The sequence below is a fragment of the Paenibacillus sp. JQZ6Y-1 genome (assembly GCF_040719145.1).
GTDB classification, from domain to species: Bacteria; Bacillota; Bacilli; order Paenibacillales; family Paenibacillaceae; genus Saccharibacillus; species Saccharibacillus kandeliae.
The window spans coordinates 299,208-318,136 of the sequence record NZ_JBFDUZ010000003.1; the positions used below are offsets into that span (position 1 = coordinate 299,208).

Below are 18,929 nucleotides of genomic sequence, written 5' to 3' on the forward strand. Positions count from 1 at the left end.
AATGCTGCACTGCTTTGGATAAATAGATCGTCATAACAAAACGAGCAGAACTCCCATTGCATCTATAATGGGAGTTCTGCTCTATTCTTATTTACCACGAAGCAATCGCGCCATCTGTGCGCGATTCTGTACCGCCGATCAGCACACCGTTCTGCTCATCCCGCACGATAATCTGTCCGCGTCCAAATCCACCAGAGCTGTTGGCGCGGCGAATGATATGACCTTTGCGCATGAGACTTTGGGCAAGAGGATCGGGGAACGATGGCTCCACTTCGATCACTTTGCCTTCGAGCCATTGCCAGCGTGGAGCGTCTAGCGCCGCCTGCGGATTCAATCCAAAGTCGATCATATTCATCACTACCTGCATATGCCCCTGCGGTTGCATAAAGCCACCCATTACGCCAAATGGTCCAATCGGACGATTCTGCTTGGTCAAAAAGCCGGGAATAATCGTATGGTACGTCTTTTTGCCCGGCTCCAATCGGTTATCGTGGGTCAAATCCAGCGAAAAGGAATGTCCACGATTTTGCAGACCAATCCCGGTTCCCGGAATTACGATGCCAGAGCCAAAGCCCATATAATTGCTCTGGATATACGACACCATATTGCCCTCATCATCCGCTGTCGCCAAATACACGGTCCCACCCGCTGGTGGTTGCCCTGCCTCCGGCTGCAATGCTGTATCGCCGATCAATTGACGGCGCTGCTCCGCGTACACGTCAGACAACAACTGTGCAGCACGGATCGTCATTTTATCTTCCTGCGTAATATATTTTAGCCCATCCATAAATGCCAGCTTCATCGCTTCCATCTGCTTATGATGCGTATCCACTGTATCGCGTTCGGTAAAGGTATATCCTTTGAGTATATTCAATGCCATCAAGGCGATCAGCCCTTGACCTGCCGGAGGAATCTCCCACACATCATATCCTCGATAATTCACCGAGATCGGCTGCACCCATTCGGGAGTGAATGACGCTAAGTCCTCTTTGCGCAAATACCCACCATGTGCGCGTGAATGAGCATCTATCTGCTCTGCCAGCTCGCCCCGATAAAAGGACTCCGCCCCGCTCTCCGCAATGCTGCGCAACGTAGCTGCATGACCCGGTGATCTCCAAATCTCACCAATGCGTGGTGCTCTGCCCTTCGGTGCAAACGTATCAAACCAGCCCTGATACATCTCCCCTTGTAACACTTCACTAAATCGCTGATATGCCAAATTCCAGTAGTAGCCAAGTGTCGGCGATACGGGGAAACCGTTTTCTGCATAGTCGATAGCGGGCTGCAATACTTCGGTCAACGGCAAGCGACCAAATCGCTGTGACAGTTCCTGCCAAGCTGCCGGTGCGCCCGGTACAGTAACGGGTGTCCAGCCATAGGTCGGCATACGCTCATGCCCGGCTTCTTGAACTGCTTCTATCGAAATAGACTGCGGCGCTGGTCCATTCGCATTCAGCCCATGCAGCTCATCCTTCATCCATACTAAGGCAAAGGCATCGCCGCCAATTCCATTTGACGTCGGCTCCACTACCGTCAGACAAGCGGCGGTAGCAATCGCAGCATCGACAGCATTGCCGCCCTTTTTCAATATATCCAGCCCTGCCTGTGCCGCCAGCGGCTGCGAGGTTGCTACCATACCATTGCGCGCATAGACTGCATTGCGCTGAGAAGGATACGGGTAAAATAACGGATCAAATGTTGTCATCTTCAGCCTCCATTCCAGTGATGGACTCCACTCCAATATAGTCAACCAATCGGTTCCAATGTCCATCCAGTATGTATTCTTCCATACGTATGATTATGCAGACCAATACAATGCACTGCATATCCATACGAATGATTGCATATCTGTAGTATAAGCTTTTCCAGCATGAAATGGAAAAGCATGAGCTGACTACAACCACTCACATGACATCATGATTCCATCATCCTACATGACATATCGTCTCAAAACACAAAAAACCGCAAAGCCGTTTCAGTGACGAAACGAGCCTTGCGGGATCATGTATATATTGTTTTTCCTATTGAGCCATGCCTACTTAACCGTTGGTACGATCATTCCGTTGATCCTGCGATTCATCCTTGTGCAGGTTCACTGCTGGCGGCGGAGTAGGGCTTGCATTTCCTCCGTTATACGGATTGCCGTTATTGCCATTATTCACATCGGAGGAGTGATATGGCGATTGCTCACGGCGTTCACGCGAACGGGTGAATAGACGCTTAATCCAGCCAAATGCTGCCACAACAGCAGCCGCGATCACATACCAGAACTTTTTCAGCAACAGCAGCAGACCGAGCTTCTTGGCGGCAACCAGTCCAGCACCACCAACGATCAGACCCGTCAGACCCATTTCGGATACATGGTCTGTCGCTTCATTGAACGCAGTATATTGATTGCTGCTCGTCACAGTCAGATTCGGCAAAATCTTTTGCTCTAGAATCTGACGGTCGGTCGTCATATTCTCTGGATCGGTAACCAGAATAACAGAGATATAACCAGTACGCGTCAGAATACGCGAATTGTAGTTAATAATCGGCTGATTTTGTGCATCTTCCAGCTTGAGCGACCAAGTCAGATTCCGCGTATTCTCATTGTAATTCGGTTCCTGATCCCAACCGATTACTTGCAGCTGATTTTCGGCAGGCACTTGTTTGTTGTTTTCCTCTGTACCTTCACGATAGCTGTCGAGCAGATCGTCAGCATCGATATCGTTTTTCTCATCGTCGGCGATATGACCGGAATCGGTGTATTCAAACAATACCCACCAGTTCTGATTTTCGTCCGTCGGGAATACGCTACCGATCTCTTTACCGCTTGGAATATCATTGGAATCGGTCGTCATTTTCTTCGTATCATCGCCATCCAGATAGTAAAATTCCTTGCCCAGATCCAGTGAAGCAATGTCATCCATCTCTACCTTCTGCGGACCAGCTACCCAGTTATATGTACTCTCTGTCTGTGTACTGCTACTACCATCTGATGCGTATGCAGGCACTGTGCCCACCATCATCCATACCAATGCTCCTGCGAGAGCCAAACCTTTTGCAAATCTCAATCTGTACCTTCCTTTCCAGCATCGCTTATGCGATACTGCCCCTATTCTATTATTGTCTACTTTTGCTATTCCGCGAGCCTCACACTATTCGAATCATAGATTGATATACTACACGGACCTTTGCATCCTATCATTTGCTTGCTATCTAAATCAATACATAATTGATATAAACATTCGTATTCATACCTTTGGAACCATTTTTGGATTTGAAAAACCAAGAATACCATAGTACATTTGTCTCTTTATTTCGCATTTGTGTACATTTGGAATCCGTATCATAAGGGATGATTGCTTACCCAAAAATAGTTGTCCATCAAGTGTCAGATGGCGTATGCTACTCCATACCTATTGTTTATAAAGCCAAAGGATCATTTGTGAGGAAGTGCATTTGACACTCTCTTCTAACGTGTAAAGGAATGGAAGGTGTATGCCTTTTTTGATCCTGAATGGATTGGTGCTACAATCTATTACATGGGGTGCATATTGTTTTTTGTTATTTCTACGCAGCTCATTCGTTACTGTGTCTAACTCAACCATTCTCTCTGTTGCCGCATCACTGCATGTCATAGCCATTTTATAAAAGAAAGGTATATCACTCATGCTATTTATTCACAAAAAGCTAATCAACCGCCTCTCCAAACCGCATAAAGAACCGGGTATGGTATGCTGTTATGCTCAATCGCAAAGCATGGCGTCCATCACCAGCCGCGCGATTTTGCTAATGAATCATGATACGCTAAAGGTGTTGTTTCTCAACTTCTTTTCTACCAAGGTTGTACATACCGTTCAATGGAATATCGCTGATCTGAGTCGTCATTCGTTTCGTGCTGGTATACAGCTAGCGTCTGTCTGGTCCTTTGATGCAGGCGGACAGCATTGGCGATTCCAAATCATGAAAGTCATTCTGCCACTTGGCTCGATGCAGGGTGACTTTCTGGACTTTCTGCAGCAGTATATTGTTCATGAGAATGAACAGTAAGGCACCATAAGGAAGCAATGCAACTATAACATAACCCTGCCTATCAACGAGCAGGATCACATTGGCTTCATTATAGGAATACAATCGCACGAGAAAAGAATACTATCATACAAGAGTCCGACGATGAACATTCCTACCTTACACCGATGACTGCGCGAACAGCCTCCTATAACAAAGACTACGAATGACGAGATAGGATCAGCCCTATCTCACGTCATCCGTAGTCTTTGATCTACCCTTTATAATCTCCTATTGCTTAACCTTGAACATATCCTAACAATCAGCCCATCACATTATTCAGCTTGCCCTGACGCGATACCGCGATCACATCGCTCACTTGACGCAAGATCTGATCCAGTGAAGCCGAGTCATGTACATCGTATTCGTCAATATTCAGACGCAGTACGGGGCAAGCACTAAATTCGTTGATCCAGTTAGAATAACGACCGTGCATCTGCTCCCAGTACGAGCGGTCGGTATCAATCTCCATCTGACGTCCGCGCAGCTGAATCCGGTTCAGAATCGACGGCAGACTGCCTTCCAGATAAACTAGTACATCGGGATGTGGGAAATACGGCGTCATCACCATCGCCTCAAACAGGCTGGTATACGTCTCGTAATCCGTCACCGACATCGTACCTTTATCCGCGTGCATTTTAGCAAAAATACCAGTGTCCTCATAAATCGACCGATCCTGTACAAAGCCGCCGCCCGCTTCAAAAATATGCTTTTGCTCCTTAAAGCGCTCTGCCAAAAAATAAATTTGCAGATGGAAGCTCCAGCGCTCAAAATCATGGTAAAACTTCTCCAGATACGGGTTATGATCTACCTTTTCCAGCGACGTCTTGAAATGCAGTCGTTCCGCTAGTTTCGCTGTCAATGTCGACTTGCCTACGCCCACCGTTCCGGCAATCGTGATCAGCGCGTTATCAGGTATGTTGTATTCGTTCATATATAAGCTCCTTTAATGCGGCAGCAATTTCGCTGAATTGCGCCTGATTCTCCACAAAATCAACGGCATCGCCATCAATGGTAATAATCTTCGTATTCGGTTCATTTATTGCAATTGCCGCCATCGCATCATCGTAATCAGCAATCAGCTGCTCCAGATATGCGGTATCCATCGCCTGTTCAAACGAACGTCCACGACGCTCAATACGCGTCAGCAGCGTGTCCAGACTGGCACGGATATACAGAATAATATCCGGCTTAGGCAGATCGTCCGTCAGTAGATGATAAATCTGGCGGTATTTATCACGCTTCACGCCTTTGAGTGTACGCTCGGCGAAGATCATGTTTTTGTAAATATGATAATCGGAAATGACTGGCTGATTGTTAGCAATATAGTGCAGCCCGGTATCTTCTAGCTGCTTGTACCGATTGCAGAGAAAGAACATTTCCAGCTGAAAGCTCCACTCATCAATATTTTTGTAAAACTTGCCGAGAAACGGGTTCTCTTCCACAATCTCTTTGATCAGCGGCAGTTCAAACTGCTGCGACAACATTGTGGACAGTGTCGTTTTCCCAGCACCAATTGGGCCTTCTACGGCAATAAATGGGGGTTGTGTCATAGGCTGTACTATCCTTCCTGTATCGCATCGTCGTGCATAGACTTTATGTATTGTATCATGAAATTGGATGTTGACCAGCGAGGTATACTATTTATCTCAAAAAAATTTTTCGCAACTGTATGGACGTACGTTAACCTTTATATATAGAAGCAACATGAGAGTATCGGCAGTACGCTTTCCAATATATTCAGCGCATTTCCTGTACCATGTGGTCTCCATGCTGTTTCTTCATACATCGAAGATCGACAAATAACCGCCTGCATATGCACAGCGGTTATTTGTCATCTTTGATCATCAAGATAGCTAGCAAAAGCGATGGCTTATTCCTCGAACAAATACACAATCATGCTGTGATCATGCTCAAAGTTCCAGTCCACATAGATGTCAGCTACTTTTTTGTCCACAATCGATTCGATGCCTACATGACTTTCCAATAGCGTCTTTTCCAGTCGATCCTTGGTCATGCGTAGCATATGCTCATAACCGAGACTGATAAATTCCTTTTCCAGCAAAATCGTAACACCGCTTCGGAAAATAAACAGCATTCGGTTGTTGATCCACCAAGAATCGATATGAGCGGGTGGCTTTTGCAGCGCACTTGTAGCTTCGATGATACGTTCGTGAATCTGCGCTTTGCCTTCATACTCCACTGACGGCGGAACTTCCTTGCCTAACAGCGCGATGATGACACCAGAAGCGCGATACAGTCCCCAGTCGTAATACCAGTCCAGTACCTCCATATTCAACTGATGCTGCAAAAAGTCACGCAGCTCCGGCAGCAGCGACTTCATTAACAGATCACGAGTATAACGAAACGCCTGCTCCTCTTCTTGGCTTAGTAGAAACTTCTCTACTGGACTAATAAAATTTTTCAAATGAAATACCATACAATGCGTATTTAGATAAATCGAGACCGATTCGGGACCTTTACCAAATCGATTACGCAAGAGTTTGGTCGTATAACTGGTCGTTTGGGTGATTATGCTTTTTGCGTTCAATGATTTATACACTCCAGATTCCATAGAGTTTAGAGGATAGAGGGATTGGAATTTGCCATAGAGCATGGCAGTACCGCAGCGCAAGCGGAATACAGCACTGTGACCGAGGTGCTTAACTGCTCAGCTCGCGACGAAGCTGGCGAGTAAAATTCAGCAGATGCAGCGGCTTGGTAAAATAGCGTCCAAATCCGGCATTCAGCGCACGTGCCACATCCTGATCCATGGCAAAACCGCTAACCGCCCACACCGACATCGGCGTGTCCGGCAGATTTTGCTTCAATTGTTCAGGAATGGTGTATTCCTCCATGACCGGCAGTTGGATATCGACGATCACCAGCTTAGGTAAATGCTGCTGTACTTGCTGTAACGCTTCCGTTCCATTTGTGGCTTCAATCAGTGTGATGTGCGGAAACTTTTTGTCCAGCAAATAACGAAGTAACTGGAGGTTAATTGGATCGTGACCCACGTATAAAATGGTTGTCATCGTAACATTTCCTCCTTATAAATAAATAGGCCGAAGCAGAGGCGTCGTGTACCTCTACTTCGGCCTAATGTCAGCGCATTTGCATGTCTGAATTATTACCGAACTCTATATTCGTCTATACAGTGTTGATTATGATTTGAACGTATATAGAATTAGACTGTCATCCTGCTCAAAGTTCCAATCCGTATACACATCTTCGATTTCTTTGTGAAACAGACGTTCCAGATCGGTGTCTTGCTGCAACATTCGCTTTTCCAACCTGCGTTTGGCTGCGCGTAGCTGATTCTCATAACCCAGTTCACAAAGCTCTTTTTCCAGAAGTACGGTTATACCCTTTCGAAAGACAACTAGTGTATTGGGCTTCAACCACCATGAGTCCATAAATGAAGCCTGCCGCTGGATCGCTGCGGTCACCTCGTTGATCTGCTGATGCACCGTCTGCTTTCCTTCATAGTCTGCCGTTTGTCCCAGTTCTGGATCATGCAGAATCCCTGCAATCATACCAGAGGCATTGTGCATACCCCAATCATAATATAACCGATCTACCTGCAAATTTAAATGCTCGTCCAAAAATTCCACCAGCTCTGACAACAGTGATTTCATCACCAGCTCGCGGGTGTGCAAAAAGGTCTGCTCCTCCTGCTCGTTCAGCAGAAATGCCTCAACCGGATTTAAAAAGTGATGCAAACGGATCAAAATCATATGTTGATCCATCGTGATCGACATGGATTCTGGACCTTTTCCAAAGCGCGTGCGTAGCAATTTGCTAGTATAACTTGTCGTTCGACTGATCATCTCGGTATTGTTCATTGGAAATGCACCCACTATCATGTATGCAAGATTTAAGGAGAATTACTTTATACACTATAACCTATTTGCGTAATTCTGTGTTCTTTAAACGTATAAATGGTTCTGATTTGGAAAAATCGGTACTAAAGTTGCACGCGGTAAACGTCTTGCTTTTGGCATATCATTTTGTGCGTTTGGGTAAATTTACCTTCCAAAATCCACCTGTATATGTTACTAATTAGTAGGTCATACAATACATATATAGATAAGGGGTAAGTTGGATGAAATGGTTTCTTTATTGCTTGAAAAATTACGCGACATTCTCTGGTAGAGCATCGCGTACAGAGTTCTGGATGTACATGCTGTTCAGTACATTGTTGGCGATTGTCGTTTTAACGATCGACAAGATTATCGGTGCTGACAACATTTTGTACGGAGTCTTCGCGCTCGCGATCATTGTTCCGAGTATCGCAGTTAGCATTCGTCGTCTGCATGACACCAATCGCTCGGGTTGGTGGTACCTGCTGAACTTTGTACCATTCGGCGCATTTGTAGTCCTCGTATTTGATTGCCTGCCAAGTGACCCAGCAAGCAACCAATACGGTGTGCACCCAGATTACATCGACTACAACAATCCACAAAAGCAATCTGTATAAGTACGCGTAGCTTGAAGCTTGACTACATGGAATACGATACCATAGTTCCAATGCAATACTAAGCTAGTTGAATAGCATGGATTCTAGTCTCAAGTAAATCGCAGCAGCATACCGCCAATCTATGGCTCTGATCATTCTTCTTGCAAAGGAAAGAGATCAGCCAGAGATTGGCGGTTTTGCTTTATATTTTTGTTTTATATATGGATATGGAATGTATTTGCAGAGGTATTCGGCTATAGATGTGTAGGCTCATATCTAACTGCATTCTCATTATGACAAAAATATCATTCTTTTATTACCAACATATGCACTGGATTCTGGTAAAATAGGAAAGGTTGAACAGCAGAAGTTAAGATACATCCAGCTTGTATGAACGTCACGCTACATATCCTACAACGAACAGGAGTCTCACACATGAACACGATGCACAAAAGATGGATTAGCGCTGCTCTATCACTAACGATCGCCGGAGCAGGCGTATTCGCGACAACGCCATTTACATCGGTCGCCCATGCCGCTACAACCTCCAAAGTCAGCATTATGCTCGACGGCTACAATCTGCCTTTCCCAGTTGCGCCAACCATGATCAAGGGTACAACTATGGTGCCGTTCCGCACCATTTCCGAGGCACTGGGCATTACCGTATCGTGGAACCAAGCCGCCAAAACGATTACGGCAACATCCGCCGCTGGACAGGATAGCAAAAAAGTCGTCCTGACGATGAACAATCCGACCGCCACGGTAAATGGTCAAACCGTAACGCTCGCCGTAGCTCCGCAAAGCATTAGCAACAATACGATGATTCCACTTAGCTTTTTTAGTCAACAATTCGGCGCAGATGTAAAATGGGACGCTGCGACACACACAGTCGAGATTACATCGCCTGCCGAAGATCTGTATACGCTGGGATTTTACGCGATCTCATCGTATGACGAACGCAGCTATGTACCGGATTTTGACACTGTGGCATATGGATGGAGCCGCATCACAACAGATGGTGAATTTTCTACCACCAGCACCGAATACAAATGGCCACAAGCAGCAGGCAGCGATACACCGGACACCATTATTCAAAATACCGCCACGCAAGGCACATCGCCGTATCTAATGGTCTACTCGGTAGACGGTCACGGGGAATTGACCAAAAATCTACAGGATGCCACCTTGCAAAACCGTACCATTAGCTCCATTGTCGATACCGCAACCAGCAAAGGCTTTAAAGGCATCGTACTTGACTTTGAAGGGCTTGGCTGGAGTGGCGACAAAGCCAAAGCACGTACGGAATACAATGCTTTTATTCAAAATATATCTGCTCGTGCACATCAGGCAGGTCTGAAGCTGACTTTAGCCCTGCACCCGCTGAATAGCTCCTACACTGGTTACGATTACAAAACGCTTGGTACGCTGGCAGATGATCTGATCATCATGGCTTACGATTATGCGGACAAAAAAAGCCCCGAGCCGATTGCCAAAGTGGACGATGCGATCCAGCTGGCTTTGAAGCAGGTTGATAAAAGCAAACTCATTCTCGGCATCTCACTCAGCAGCGAAGACAGCAGCTCCGTCAACACCAAGATCGGTCTTGCCAAGCGCTACGATCTGAAAGGCGTCGCCCTCTGGCGTCTTGGTATCATTGGACAAAATGCGTGGACAGCGATGCAGAAGTCGGTAGAATTTAAATAGTATGCTGCGTACAAGTGTATAGGAACATGGATGAACGGCGCATAGATGCCCATCAAGACTCGAACACAGGAATGTAATCTATGTGAATCGCGAACGTAATCTAACGTGAATGTAAATCCATTTGAATGCTGTATCAATGCATATCAACACTACAATATGCGAACATGACCTAGCATGAATGTAAACTTATATGAATGATGTACTCCTGTGCATTCATCTGAGAACACACGAACATGACCTTACGCGAATGTAAGATTTTTTTAAGCTAATTCGATAGTGACCCAGCCTCCGTATTGGATATGATGTAACCAGCAAAAAGCGTATATGTCATCCTCTGTTGCCCTTGATTGCGTTTCTTAGCAAACAGGCAGTGAAGGAATAGGCATAGCGCGCGCGGTTCATTCATTTTCAAACGGAGGTTTTGTCATGTCTACTCTTACTGCTATTCCCGGCTTTAAGCATTTGCAATTCAACAGCTTTCAACTCAAGCTGATCGGTATGATCCTGATGGTGTTTGATCATGTTCATGAATTTTTCTGGATGGACGGCGTGCCGATCTGGTTTACTTGGATTGGTCGCATCGTCGCTCCCATTTTCCTGTTCGCCAGCGCCGAAGGCTTTCATTATACGCGTAGTAAAGGTAAATATTTGCTGCATTTGTATATCGGATTTTTATTGATGAACGGAGTTAGCTCTGTTGTACAACAGCAGTTCCCGTCGGATACTATGTTATTGAATAATATTTTTGGTACGTTGTTTTTGGCTGTCTTTTATATGTGGATGATCGACATACTGACATCATCTATGAAGGCACGAAGCTGGATCAAAGGCATAGGCGCGGTTGTCGGCTTGCTGATCCCCATTGCGTTAAGTGTGGTAATGTTGAGCGTACTGAGTTCTTCTACGTTTCCGGCATGGTCAAGCTATCTATGGAAATTCGTGCCGATTCCGCTGTTGGTAGAAGGTAGCTTCTGGTTTGTCTTGCTAGGTATCGCCTTCTATCTGCTGCGTCGCAGTCGTGCCTTACAAATTGCTGCACTTGCCGCTTTTTCCTTGTTTTTGTTATATAGCAGTGGCTTTGACTGGCTGGGCGAATTCCAATGGATGATGGTATTCGCTGCCATTCCTATAGCGCTGTATAACGGGCAAAAAGGACGCAACATGAAATACCTATTCTACGTGTTCTATCCGGCACATATTTACTTCCTATACCTGCTTGCTTATTTTCTGCATAAATAAGTGAATACTGCTTAACGTGAATACTGCTTAACGTGAATACTGCTTAACGTGAATACTGCTTAACGTGAATACTGCTTAACGTGAATACTGCTTAACGTGAATACTGCTTAAAATAAAAACGCTTCTGCCCTTTGGAGGACAGAAGCGTTTTTACTATACATCTTTTTTCACACTTTGTTGAAATGAATGATTTCTTTTTTGTTAACAGATGAGCAATTCTCGATTTGCATTGATGCTTCTGTTATTGTTTCTATACAAATCAATGAGTACCAGACGATTTGAAGTCGTTGTAGGATGATTCGTCCGTATCGTAGAATAGAACATCCCCATCCGTAACTGCATAGTTCACGTTGTAAGGATCGGTGACGATATGGTCGCGTTCGCCATCGGTCTGGTCAAATTGCTCCATATCCCACCACTGGTTGTCCAGCGGTGCATGGATATATTGCAAATGCGGCTGTTTTGTATTGCCGTCTACAATCGATTCCAGATCAAAGTTGACCGTAATATAGCCGTTTTTTAAGAAGATCGGTGATTTCTCATCCAGTGTGTGCGTACGACCATATTCCGCTAGATTCGTCCCTTGCGCAACGGCATATACATTGGCAGGCAGACTATATTCGCCATACCATTGCTGTACACTCGCTTGGACTCGTGCCAGAGATGCCGAAGCCTTGTCTGGGCGCGCTACCGTAGAGATAAACGTACGCAGCGGCGAAGGCAAAATCTGAATATCATAGCCGCCTGTATAGGTCGTTTGCAGCGCTCGTTTCAAAAAGCTAGCGATGTACTGCTCCTTGCTCACAGTCCAGCCTTCATTTAGATCATAAATGGCAGTAGCTGTGCGATTCAAATCAGCGGCGGGTACATTGCGTAGTCGTTGATTCAAGGTTACGGTGCGACGCTCGGTGTCCGCAGACGAACCGATTTTGATAAACTTCCGGTTGTCCGAATGGTAATACAGATCGACCGGAATGCGCTTGGGTGCTGTATCGGCATCCTTATCCTGATACGCAAACGAAGGCGTGATGCGAATCGCATCCTTGTCCCCGAACATATTGCCTATCGTTTTCAGATCGAATTTGAAATGGTATCCCGTTTTGACCGCTACGTTTTTGTAGCCTTGTGCGGGATGACTGCCGCGCATAATGGGCAGAGTGTAGGGCGCTTTGTTTCCACGTGCTGCTCCGTCAATGTTCCCTGTTCCTACCCAGTATGCGGCACCGGTTGGTAGATTACTACCAGCGGCTTTACGAAAGACCTGTTCCCAGTTAAAGTCGGCAATATCGGTCACTCGGAAATCGTACATCCGACCGATCACTTCCACATCCACCGTATCCTTGGCAACATGATTGCTCAGATCGGTATTAGCATCCTGCTGCGCGGTAAAGCTGGCAGGTGCATTTTCAGCGATGTTGCGGAACGAGACGGTGTAATTGCCTTCGTCGATCCAGACGGGGAGGTTGAATACCGTATCTAGCTGATTAACGGGGACATCAATCCATGTGTTTTTCGGATACAACGTCGTCTTCTCCTTGTTGTACACATCGAACGGGAACAAGACCTGCTTGGTTTTGAAATATTTGGCGTAGTTTCGACTGCCATACCCCGGATAATTGACGTGTTGCCCGCTCGTTGGCATACGCACCGTAAACGGACGATCTAGAATCAGCGCCATTCGACTTTGACTCGGCTGTGTCTTCTGGTTATGCTGCTTGTCATTAGAAATACTCGAATAGTTCACTACCGGCGTGTGCACGGTGACCGTGTTGACGCCGTAAATGTCGTAGGAAGCATTCGCGCCCCCTTTAATATTACCGCGCATCAACAGATAAGATATGCTGCCTTTGCTGGTGGTATTAGAGCGGTTGGTTTTGCTGGTCGGAATGGTATTGCCTGTGCTGTACAGAACGTTTTTGCCGATCAGTTGCGGTTCTGGAATCGGCTTGGGATCGGGACCGTGTACCGCAGTTTTGGTGTTGTCCATCAGCACATCATTGTTGAATTTCAAATAGTCATTTTCCACGTCTACATCCTTTACGGCGTTTTCCGCTTTGCTTTTGAAGGAACTGGATTCATTCGGAATACTAGGGCGGCTTTTGTTACCGGTTAAGGATTTGCTGCCGCCATTGATCACACCCGGTGTTGGCGGGGCATGATACGTTCCTGTTGTTTTTGTAGAAAACGATGGCGCAGTATAGTTGTTAGGCGAAATGTCTATTTGTTCACCCGAGAACGCATAGTTCATCAAGGTCGCCTGATCGATGTTATAGACCTCTAGATTGTCGATCTTCCAGTAGGAATACGGGCGCTTGACCTCATAGCTGTAGTTTTTCGTTTCGGTCGCTCGCTTGGTGCGTCCGGCACTGTTTTCCCATTTGAGATTGTAGGTTCGCTTGACGACCACTTTGTATGTACATACGCCGGAATATTCGGTAAAGGTATGCTTGGACAAATACGTGCGTGCGAGTACATTCCCATACAGACTTTCGCTCGTTGGAATGCCTTTGGACACGTCAAACTGTTCGGCATCGCGTTTGTCTGCTTTGATCACAGCCGTTGCCAGCGGGTCCATGTATTTGCCGATGATCTGCTTGCCCGCTTTGGGAATGGAGCAGATGCTGGTTGGTTGTTCAGGTGGTTCTTGATCCACGCCGACGGAAATTTCGACCGTGTCCTTGAGGTGCCAGACTCCATCTGCGGACGTCCACGAAGCCGAAACTTGTGTGGTGCCCTCTGTGAGAGCAGTGACAAGACCAGTCGGGCTTACAGTGGCGACGGAAGTGTTGGAAGACTCCCATGTCGTTTGCGTTCGGTTCGTGACGTTGGTCCAGTTATCATCGAAATCTTCCATGTTATATTCTTTCGTACGAACCTCCGCAGTGAGCTGCGTGGTATCGCCCACTTGCAGCTCAGCATCTTCGGTAGCTTGGATCTCTTTTTTTTCAGTAACATAACCTGTATATCCAATTTTTAATGGAGTGTAATATTCAAGCCTATATTTATTTGTCATTTTACCATTAACACTATAAAGTTCTTGTAAATCTTCTTGCTTTTTATATCCAGTTTTTGTGTGGACAATAGCAAAAACATTTCCACTAGTATACTCTATGCCATTAGGGACACGATCGTAACTAATGGCATCATCATACTCAACTGTTTCAAAAAATAGATTTTTGATATATTTTTGGTTATATATCCACCCAGTAGAATCAACCATTGAATCAGGCGGATAATTTTGTACTGTAATTTTATCTTTAACCTCGGTCATTTCTGGTCTAGAATTCTCCAAAGAAGGATTTTCATTACCAGTTTTGAATTCTACTCCTTTTGCATCATAAGTATCATAATCATCGTTCCTTGAAGCTTTCCAATTCCCTAAATCAGTCTGTATCCAGACTACTTTCGGTCTCGGATTAGATTTACCATTTAATGGTATTTTAGCGATTTGAATTTTAGCAGGCTCTTTTGGTGAAATTGTTAGTCCACCAGGAGGATAAATCCTCTTTGGTTTGTCTTGATTATTATTTTCATCGGAAGCTGCAGCAATTTTACTGTTATTTGTACTAATAAAATAATTAAATTGCGGAATTAAAGAAAAAGCTAATACCACTAGTAAAATAAATGTAATTTTCCTCATATTCCCTTAACCGCCTATCTTAAAATGAAAAATACGAGCCATCGGCTACTTTATAAAGAATATTAGGTTTCGAATAAGAAATAAAAACTGTAGTCCAGATTTGCATGCCTTCAGGTTTATTCATAAAAGTTCGAAATTGTTCATTAGGATTTTTTGTCGGTAATGTATTATAGCCTATTGTCTTTGGCAATTCATTCGGAATTGTACTTCCAGCAACTAATTGATCAACAAAACTACTTTTAAAAGTAGAAAGCGTAAAATTCTCAGTTGGATATACTGTTTGATTAACAAAAGCTCGAATAGTATTATTTTCATTACTTATTCTGTCATCAGCTCCAATAAAAATCGGTGCATATATACTTTTTTTATTACTCCAATCTCTCGCATCAATAAAAATTACATTTTGAACACTAGCACTGCCAGCATTATATCTATAATTCATTTTCTTTCCCTGTACATTTTTGAACGATGTCACTCCACTATTGAAAGGCGTTATCGTCTTCATGTTCGTCCCCGTCGTCCCAACCTCACGAAGCTCCTTCAGTCCTGTAAACGAATCCGCCTTCTGCGCCTGAACATCTGCCAGTCTCATTAAAATAACAGCGGCTTCCGCTCGCGTCGTGGTTTTAGCTGGTCCGAACGTTCCATCCGCATAGCCACCCATCAACCCAGTACCAATTGCTACCGATACATAGGGAAAGTCACTTTTGCTCATCGTCTTTTTAAAATACTCCGCTACCGGCACGACTGTATCCGCCGTGTCGCTCAGTGCTTGTTTGTAATCCTCTGACTCGGCTGCCAGCCCAGAGGACATCCACTTCGCCATTTCTTTGCGAGTGATTGGCGTAGACGGTTTGAAGCCATTCGGGTAATCGGCAGATGTGATAAACCCTTTGGCGGACGCGCTTTTCACGCCGCTTTCGCTCCAATTTCCGCTTACGTCAGAGAAAGAAGCACTTGCACCATCTGGCTCGTTTGTAGATACACGATCCAGCAATACAGCAAATTCTGCACGTGTCACAGATGCGCCGGGCTTGAATGTTCCGTCAGCATAGCCTTTAAAATAACCTTTGGATACGGCTTGGTCAATCGCAGTTTTTGCCCAGTGAGACGATGGAACATCCTTGAAGCTGGCGGCTGCCGCGCTGGAATGGTGTTCGGCTGGGCTAGCCAGCATTAGCATGGATGCTGCTAATACGGTACATACGGTTTTCTTCATCAATCTAGCCTTACTCTCAACTCTTGCTTTCATTTCGTGATCCCCCTGTATGGATAAAATGGCTTCCCCTGCTCTTATGTAGATCGTTAGTCAGGCTACATGCTGCCAGTTCTCAATATACACCAATTCTGGCATCATTTCTTGCTTTTTATCGGTCGAAAGCACTATTTTTGATAGCCGATGGTACAATTGAGTGGTTGATAGCCTTTGCGTGCTGCTTCCTTGGGAGAAGTAAATAATTCCTCGGCTGTATAATCCGATGTACAGGAGCTGGTGGAATAATAATATTTACGACCATTGGCGACAATCCCCTGATACATGTCCTGCTTGATAATACGTGCGCCGCCGAGTGCGTAATTGTTGTAGTACGCATTCCCCAGCGGAATCCCCTGCACAAATGCAAGTACACCCGCATCGTTAATCGTATTGTTCCACTCTTCCTGATCGATATACGGCACGGTAAAGGTATAGGAGACGCCATATTGCTTGGACAGTGTATTGTAGCGATTAATCGTCGCGCTCAGATCGTTTTGGATACGATTGACAATGGCGGTGCGCCTTGCTGCATCATAAGCGGCTTCATCCTGTAAAAATGGAATTCCACTTTCGCCCTGTATATCTCGTCGGAAGCCTTCCAGCCATTTTCCATCTGTGGCGCGATTGACTGTAACATAGTCGTCGAGTGTGAAGGTATACGTATTATGATCCTTATCCTCGTACGCATACGGCTTTTTCGGACTCCATACGTGGCGCATCTCCGTCTCGCCCGCAGCATTCCGATACGTTTCCAACTGATACATGTAATAACCGTCGTAGCCGATGACGATCAGCGCAGGAATGTATCCATTTAACACCTGCTGACCGACAGAATCATGACTAACACCAAAGTTTAAATACATCGTATGGAAAAATGTATCTGCTGCCTCTTCCTTGTTAATACGCACGTTTTTGGCAGACTGATACTGGCTCTCCAGCGGCTGACTGGCATTGGTTAATAGTGCCTGAGCAGCATCCTGAGTTGCAGTATCGATCGCACGGTTGTAGCGAACTTGCAGCTGCAAATTGCTGCGGTTATCCTCCTGATCCAACGCGTTTTTGACGAAGACAAACAATAGAATCAGCACGAAGAAGATCGCCCAGTTAGTAATCTTCATTCAGTACCATGCCTCCATACGGAATCACAATCTTTTCATTGGGAGCACTACCGCCGTTAAATAGCAGATCACCCATTAGCGTCGCCATCGTACGATTGGTGTTTTTGACAGTCACGCTAAAATAATCGCCTGCCGCCAATTTGTACATTCGTGCTGGATCGTGGATATTGTCATTGCCTGCCGGAAATAGCTTCGCCCGAATCTGACTGTTGTAATATCCTTCGTCATTCACCTGATAACTATCCTGAAATGATCCGTCGTCGTTGTACACCGGATCATAGCGCTTGTGCTGATGCTCCATTTGAATGTCATACGTATTGCCCGTCAGATACAGCTGATCTTCAAACTGCTGATACATTTCTGGCGTGATATACCCTTTATCCCGTACGCTATCTACAAATTTGGTCACGGTGTTCAGCACGATAATCTGGGAATTGCTGTCCTGCGAGCTGTAGGCGGTATAGATCGGCCAGATGCCCATCAGCAGCACCGCCAGCAGCGCTGCGAATATTTTTAAAATGGCATTGCTCATGGTCGCCCCTCCTTCAGTGATATTGCAGTAACACCAGATTGCCAGACGTATCCCGTACATAGGTCGGGCTGTAGTTGCGTTTCAGATCGATACCGGACACATCCACATCGTCCGGTTCCAAGTCCTTGCTGTAGTGCATGCCGTCCACTTCAATATCGACACCAATATCACGAATCATATGAATGCTCTGACGCACCTCGGCTCCGCTCACCGTCTCGCTCTGTTCGATCTTCAAAGTAGACTGCTGATTACGATCCGTTGTCGCCGTCAACGCATACGTCTTGGCATTGATGTCTGCGGTTGTACGAAATAACGATGAGCCAGCAGACAGGCATATGATAAAAATCAATATGCCCGCCCCTAGCCATAATGCCGATTTGGCATGTTCCCCTAGACCCATCATAGATGTGCCTGGATCAGTTCTGTTTGAAAATCAAAGCGCGCACGACATTGCTGCGGTCGCGAACGATTTGGCTTTTGAATGTACCCGTTGGATTGATATAGTTACCAGAAGATTGTGTCAATGCGTCGGCAAATGTTCCGCTGGCTTTGTCACTGTTAACTGCACCATAATCGGTACTGTCTGCCGATGCGGTTGTATTCACTTGATGGAAATACCATGTACCGGATGGATTTTTACCAGTCAGCACTTGGATGCCGAATGACTCCTGATCCTGAAACTTACGCAGCGAGGAGATGACTTGACTGCCAGAAATATTGGTATTGTCATATACAGCGTATTGCGTTTGATCCAGTTCCTTCTGAATACCAGAAAAGTTGTTTTGAGCGGTTTTGGTTGCTTCCTGTGCACTGATAAACAGCACGACAACGATGGTGATAAGGGCGATAGTCAGGAACAGTCCTGCGGCTACTTTCAAAGCGGCTGATGCGTTATTCATGGGTTAACTCCTTTAATTGGGTTTGGATGT

17 protein-coding genes are annotated in these 18,929 nt (G+C 45.6%); 4 read left to right on the plus strand and 13 right to left on the minus strand.

Annotated features, from left to right (window positions below; translation table 11 throughout):
- Positions 1-91: 91 nt before the first annotated feature.
- Positions 92-1,705 carry a gamma-glutamyltransferase family protein gene (locus ABXR35_RS17570; RefSeq protein WP_367063316.1) on the minus strand — a complete coding sequence of 538 codons (1,614 nt, stop codon included), beginning with the start codon at positions 1,703-1,705 and terminating at the stop codon, positions 92-94.
- Positions 1,706-2,039: 334 nt separating this feature from the next.
- On the minus strand, positions 2,040-3,056 hold the full coding sequence (locus ABXR35_RS17575; protein WP_367063318.1) for a DUF2167 domain-containing protein: 1,017 nt from the start codon (positions 3,054-3,056) through the stop codon (positions 2,040-2,042).
- Positions 3,057-3,654: 598 nt separating this feature from the next.
- On the opposite strand from ABXR35_RS17575, the gene ABXR35_RS17580 reads away from it, so the two are divergent.
- Positions 3,655-4,035 (plus strand): hypothetical protein, encoded by a 381-nt coding sequence (locus tag ABXR35_RS17580; RefSeq protein WP_367063320.1) that lies wholly within the window; start codon positions 3,655-3,657, stop codon positions 4,033-4,035.
- Between the two features lie 280 nt (positions 4,036-4,315).
- Here the strand turns inward: ABXR35_RS17580 and ABXR35_RS17585 are convergent, their stop codons facing one another.
- The 5 genes from ABXR35_RS17585 to ABXR35_RS17605 all read right to left on the minus strand — a co-directional run bounded on the left by ABXR35_RS17585 (position 4,316) and on the right by ABXR35_RS17605 (position 7,898).
- Positions 4,316-4,987, minus strand: a complete 672-nt coding sequence (locus tag ABXR35_RS17585) for a deoxynucleoside kinase (RefSeq protein ID WP_367063322.1) — start codon at positions 4,985-4,987, stop codon at positions 4,316-4,318.
- Positions 4,965-5,606: a deoxynucleoside kinase gene (locus ABXR35_RS17590; protein WP_367063324.1), complete on the minus strand. Its 642-nt coding sequence runs from the start codon at positions 5,604-5,606 to the stop codon at positions 4,965-4,967. Before ABXR35_RS17590 ends, ABXR35_RS17585 begins: the two co-directional genes overlap by 23 nt.
- A 320-nt stretch (positions 5,607-5,926) precedes the next feature.
- Complete coding sequence (locus ABXR35_RS17595; protein WP_367063326.1) at positions 5,927-6,604, minus strand: Na-translocating system protein MpsC family protein; 678 nt, start codon at positions 6,602-6,604, stop codon at positions 5,927-5,929.
- 112 nt (positions 6,605-6,716) lie between these two features.
- Positions 6,717-7,088, minus strand: coding sequence for a response regulator (locus ABXR35_RS17600; RefSeq protein ID WP_367063328.1), 372 nt, complete (start codon positions 7,086-7,088; stop codon positions 6,717-6,719).
- 129 nt (positions 7,089-7,217) lie between these two features.
- The gene (locus tag ABXR35_RS17605; RefSeq protein WP_367063330.1) at positions 7,218-7,898 is read right to left on the minus strand and encodes a Na-translocating system protein MpsC family protein; all 681 of its coding nucleotides are present in this window, start codon (positions 7,896-7,898) and stop codon (positions 7,218-7,220) included.
- A 260-nt stretch (positions 7,899-8,158) separates the two neighbouring features.
- Here ABXR35_RS17605 and ABXR35_RS17610 point away from each other — a divergent pair, with 260 nt between their 5' ends.
- The 3 genes from ABXR35_RS17610 to ABXR35_RS17620 all read left to right on the plus strand — a co-directional run bounded on the left by ABXR35_RS17610 (position 8,159) and on the right by ABXR35_RS17620 (position 11,455).
- Positions 8,159-8,533 (plus strand): DUF805 domain-containing protein, encoded by a 375-nt coding sequence (locus ABXR35_RS17610; RefSeq protein ID WP_367063332.1) that lies wholly within the window; start codon positions 8,159-8,161, stop codon positions 8,531-8,533.
- A gap of 414 nt (positions 8,534-8,947) precedes the next feature.
- Positions 8,948-10,216 carry a stalk domain-containing protein gene (locus ABXR35_RS17615; protein WP_367063334.1) on the plus strand — a complete coding sequence of 423 codons (1,269 nt, stop codon included), beginning with the start codon at positions 8,948-8,950 and terminating at the stop codon, positions 10,214-10,216.
- 426 nt (positions 10,217-10,642) lie between these two features.
- The gene (locus ABXR35_RS17620; RefSeq protein ID WP_367063336.1) at positions 10,643-11,455 is read left to right on the plus strand and encodes a TraX family protein; all 813 of its coding nucleotides are present in this window, start codon (positions 10,643-10,645) and stop codon (positions 11,453-11,455) included.
- Positions 11,456-11,714: 259 nt separating this feature from the next.
- Here ABXR35_RS17620 and ABXR35_RS17625 read toward each other — a convergent pair whose 3' ends face one another.
- The 6 genes from ABXR35_RS17625 to ABXR35_RS17650 all read right to left on the minus strand — a co-directional run bounded on the left by ABXR35_RS17625 (position 11,715) and on the right by ABXR35_RS17650 (position 18,899).
- The gene (locus ABXR35_RS17625; protein ID WP_436669386.1) at positions 11,715-14,594 is read right to left on the minus strand and encodes a DUF5704 domain-containing protein; all 2,880 of its coding nucleotides are present in this window, start codon (positions 14,592-14,594) and stop codon (positions 11,715-11,717) included.
- Between the two features lie 520 nt (positions 14,595-15,114).
- Positions 15,115-16,347 (minus strand): S-layer homology domain-containing protein, encoded by a 1,233-nt coding sequence (locus tag ABXR35_RS17630; protein ID WP_367063338.1) that lies wholly within the window; start codon positions 16,345-16,347, stop codon positions 15,115-15,117.
- Between the two features lie 131 nt (positions 16,348-16,478).
- The gene (locus ABXR35_RS17635; protein ID WP_367063339.1) at positions 16,479-17,468 is read right to left on the minus strand and encodes a hypothetical protein; all 990 of its coding nucleotides are present in this window, start codon (positions 17,466-17,468) and stop codon (positions 16,479-16,481) included.
- Positions 17,455-18,000, minus strand: coding sequence for a hypothetical protein (locus ABXR35_RS17640; protein WP_367063340.1), 546 nt, complete (start codon positions 17,998-18,000; stop codon positions 17,455-17,457). Before ABXR35_RS17640 ends, ABXR35_RS17635 begins: the two co-directional genes overlap by 14 nt.
- A gap of 13 nt (positions 18,001-18,013) precedes the next feature.
- Positions 18,014-18,349: a hypothetical protein gene (locus ABXR35_RS17645; RefSeq protein ID WP_367063341.1), complete on the minus strand. Its 336-nt coding sequence runs from the start codon at positions 18,347-18,349 to the stop codon at positions 18,014-18,016.
- 67 nt (positions 18,350-18,416) lie between these two features.
- Positions 18,417-18,899, minus strand: a complete 483-nt coding sequence (locus ABXR35_RS17650) for an ABC transporter permease (protein WP_367063342.1) — start codon at positions 18,897-18,899, stop codon at positions 18,417-18,419.
- Positions 18,900-18,929: the final 30 nt, after the last annotated feature.

What these genes read in the sequence shown, in the direction of transcription:
- ABXR35_RS17650 (WP_367063342.1), bottom strand. Translation starts at nt 18,899, where the DNA reads ATGAATAACGCATCAGCCGCTTTGAAAGTAGCCGCAGGACTGTTCCTG.
- ABXR35_RS17630 (WP_367063338.1), bottom strand. Translation starts at nt 16,347, where the DNA reads ATGAAAGCAAGAGTTGAGAGTAAGGCTAGATTGATGAAGAAAACCGTA.
- ABXR35_RS17620 (WP_367063336.1), top strand. Translation starts at nt 10,643, where the DNA reads ATGTCTACTCTTACTGCTATTCCCGGCTTTAAGCATTTGCAATTCAAC.
- ABXR35_RS17600 (WP_367063328.1), bottom strand. Translation starts at nt 7,088, where the DNA reads ATGACAACCATTTTATACGTGGGTCACGATCCAATTAACCTCCAGTTA.
- ABXR35_RS17570 (WP_367063316.1), bottom strand. Translation starts at nt 1,705, where the DNA reads ATGACAACATTTGATCCGTTATTTTACCCGTATCCTTCTCAGCGCAAT.
- ABXR35_RS17590 (WP_367063324.1), bottom strand. Translation starts at nt 5,606, where the DNA reads ATGACACAACCCCCATTTATTGCCGTAGAAGGCCCAATTGGTGCTGGG.
- ABXR35_RS17635 (WP_367063339.1), bottom strand. Translation starts at nt 17,468, where the DNA reads ATGAAGATTACTAACTGGGCGATCTTCTTCGTGCTGATTCTATTGTTT.
- ABXR35_RS17640 (WP_367063340.1), bottom strand. Translation starts at nt 18,000, where the DNA reads ATGAGCAATGCCATTTTAAAAATATTCGCAGCGCTGCTGGCGGTGCTG.
- ABXR35_RS17585 (WP_367063322.1), bottom strand. Translation starts at nt 4,987, where the DNA reads ATGAACGAATACAACATACCTGATAACGCGCTGATCACGATTGCCGGA.
- ABXR35_RS17610 (WP_367063332.1), top strand. Translation starts at nt 8,159, where the DNA reads ATGAAATGGTTTCTTTATTGCTTGAAAAATTACGCGACATTCTCTGGT.
- ABXR35_RS17580 (WP_367063320.1), top strand. Translation starts at nt 3,655, where the DNA reads ATGCTATTTATTCACAAAAAGCTAATCAACCGCCTCTCCAAACCGCAT.
- ABXR35_RS17615 (WP_367063334.1), top strand. Translation starts at nt 8,948, where the DNA reads ATGAACACGATGCACAAAAGATGGATTAGCGCTGCTCTATCACTAACG.
- ABXR35_RS17605 (WP_367063330.1), bottom strand. Translation starts at nt 7,898, where the DNA reads ATGAACAATACCGAGATGATCAGTCGAACGACAAGTTATACTAGCAAA.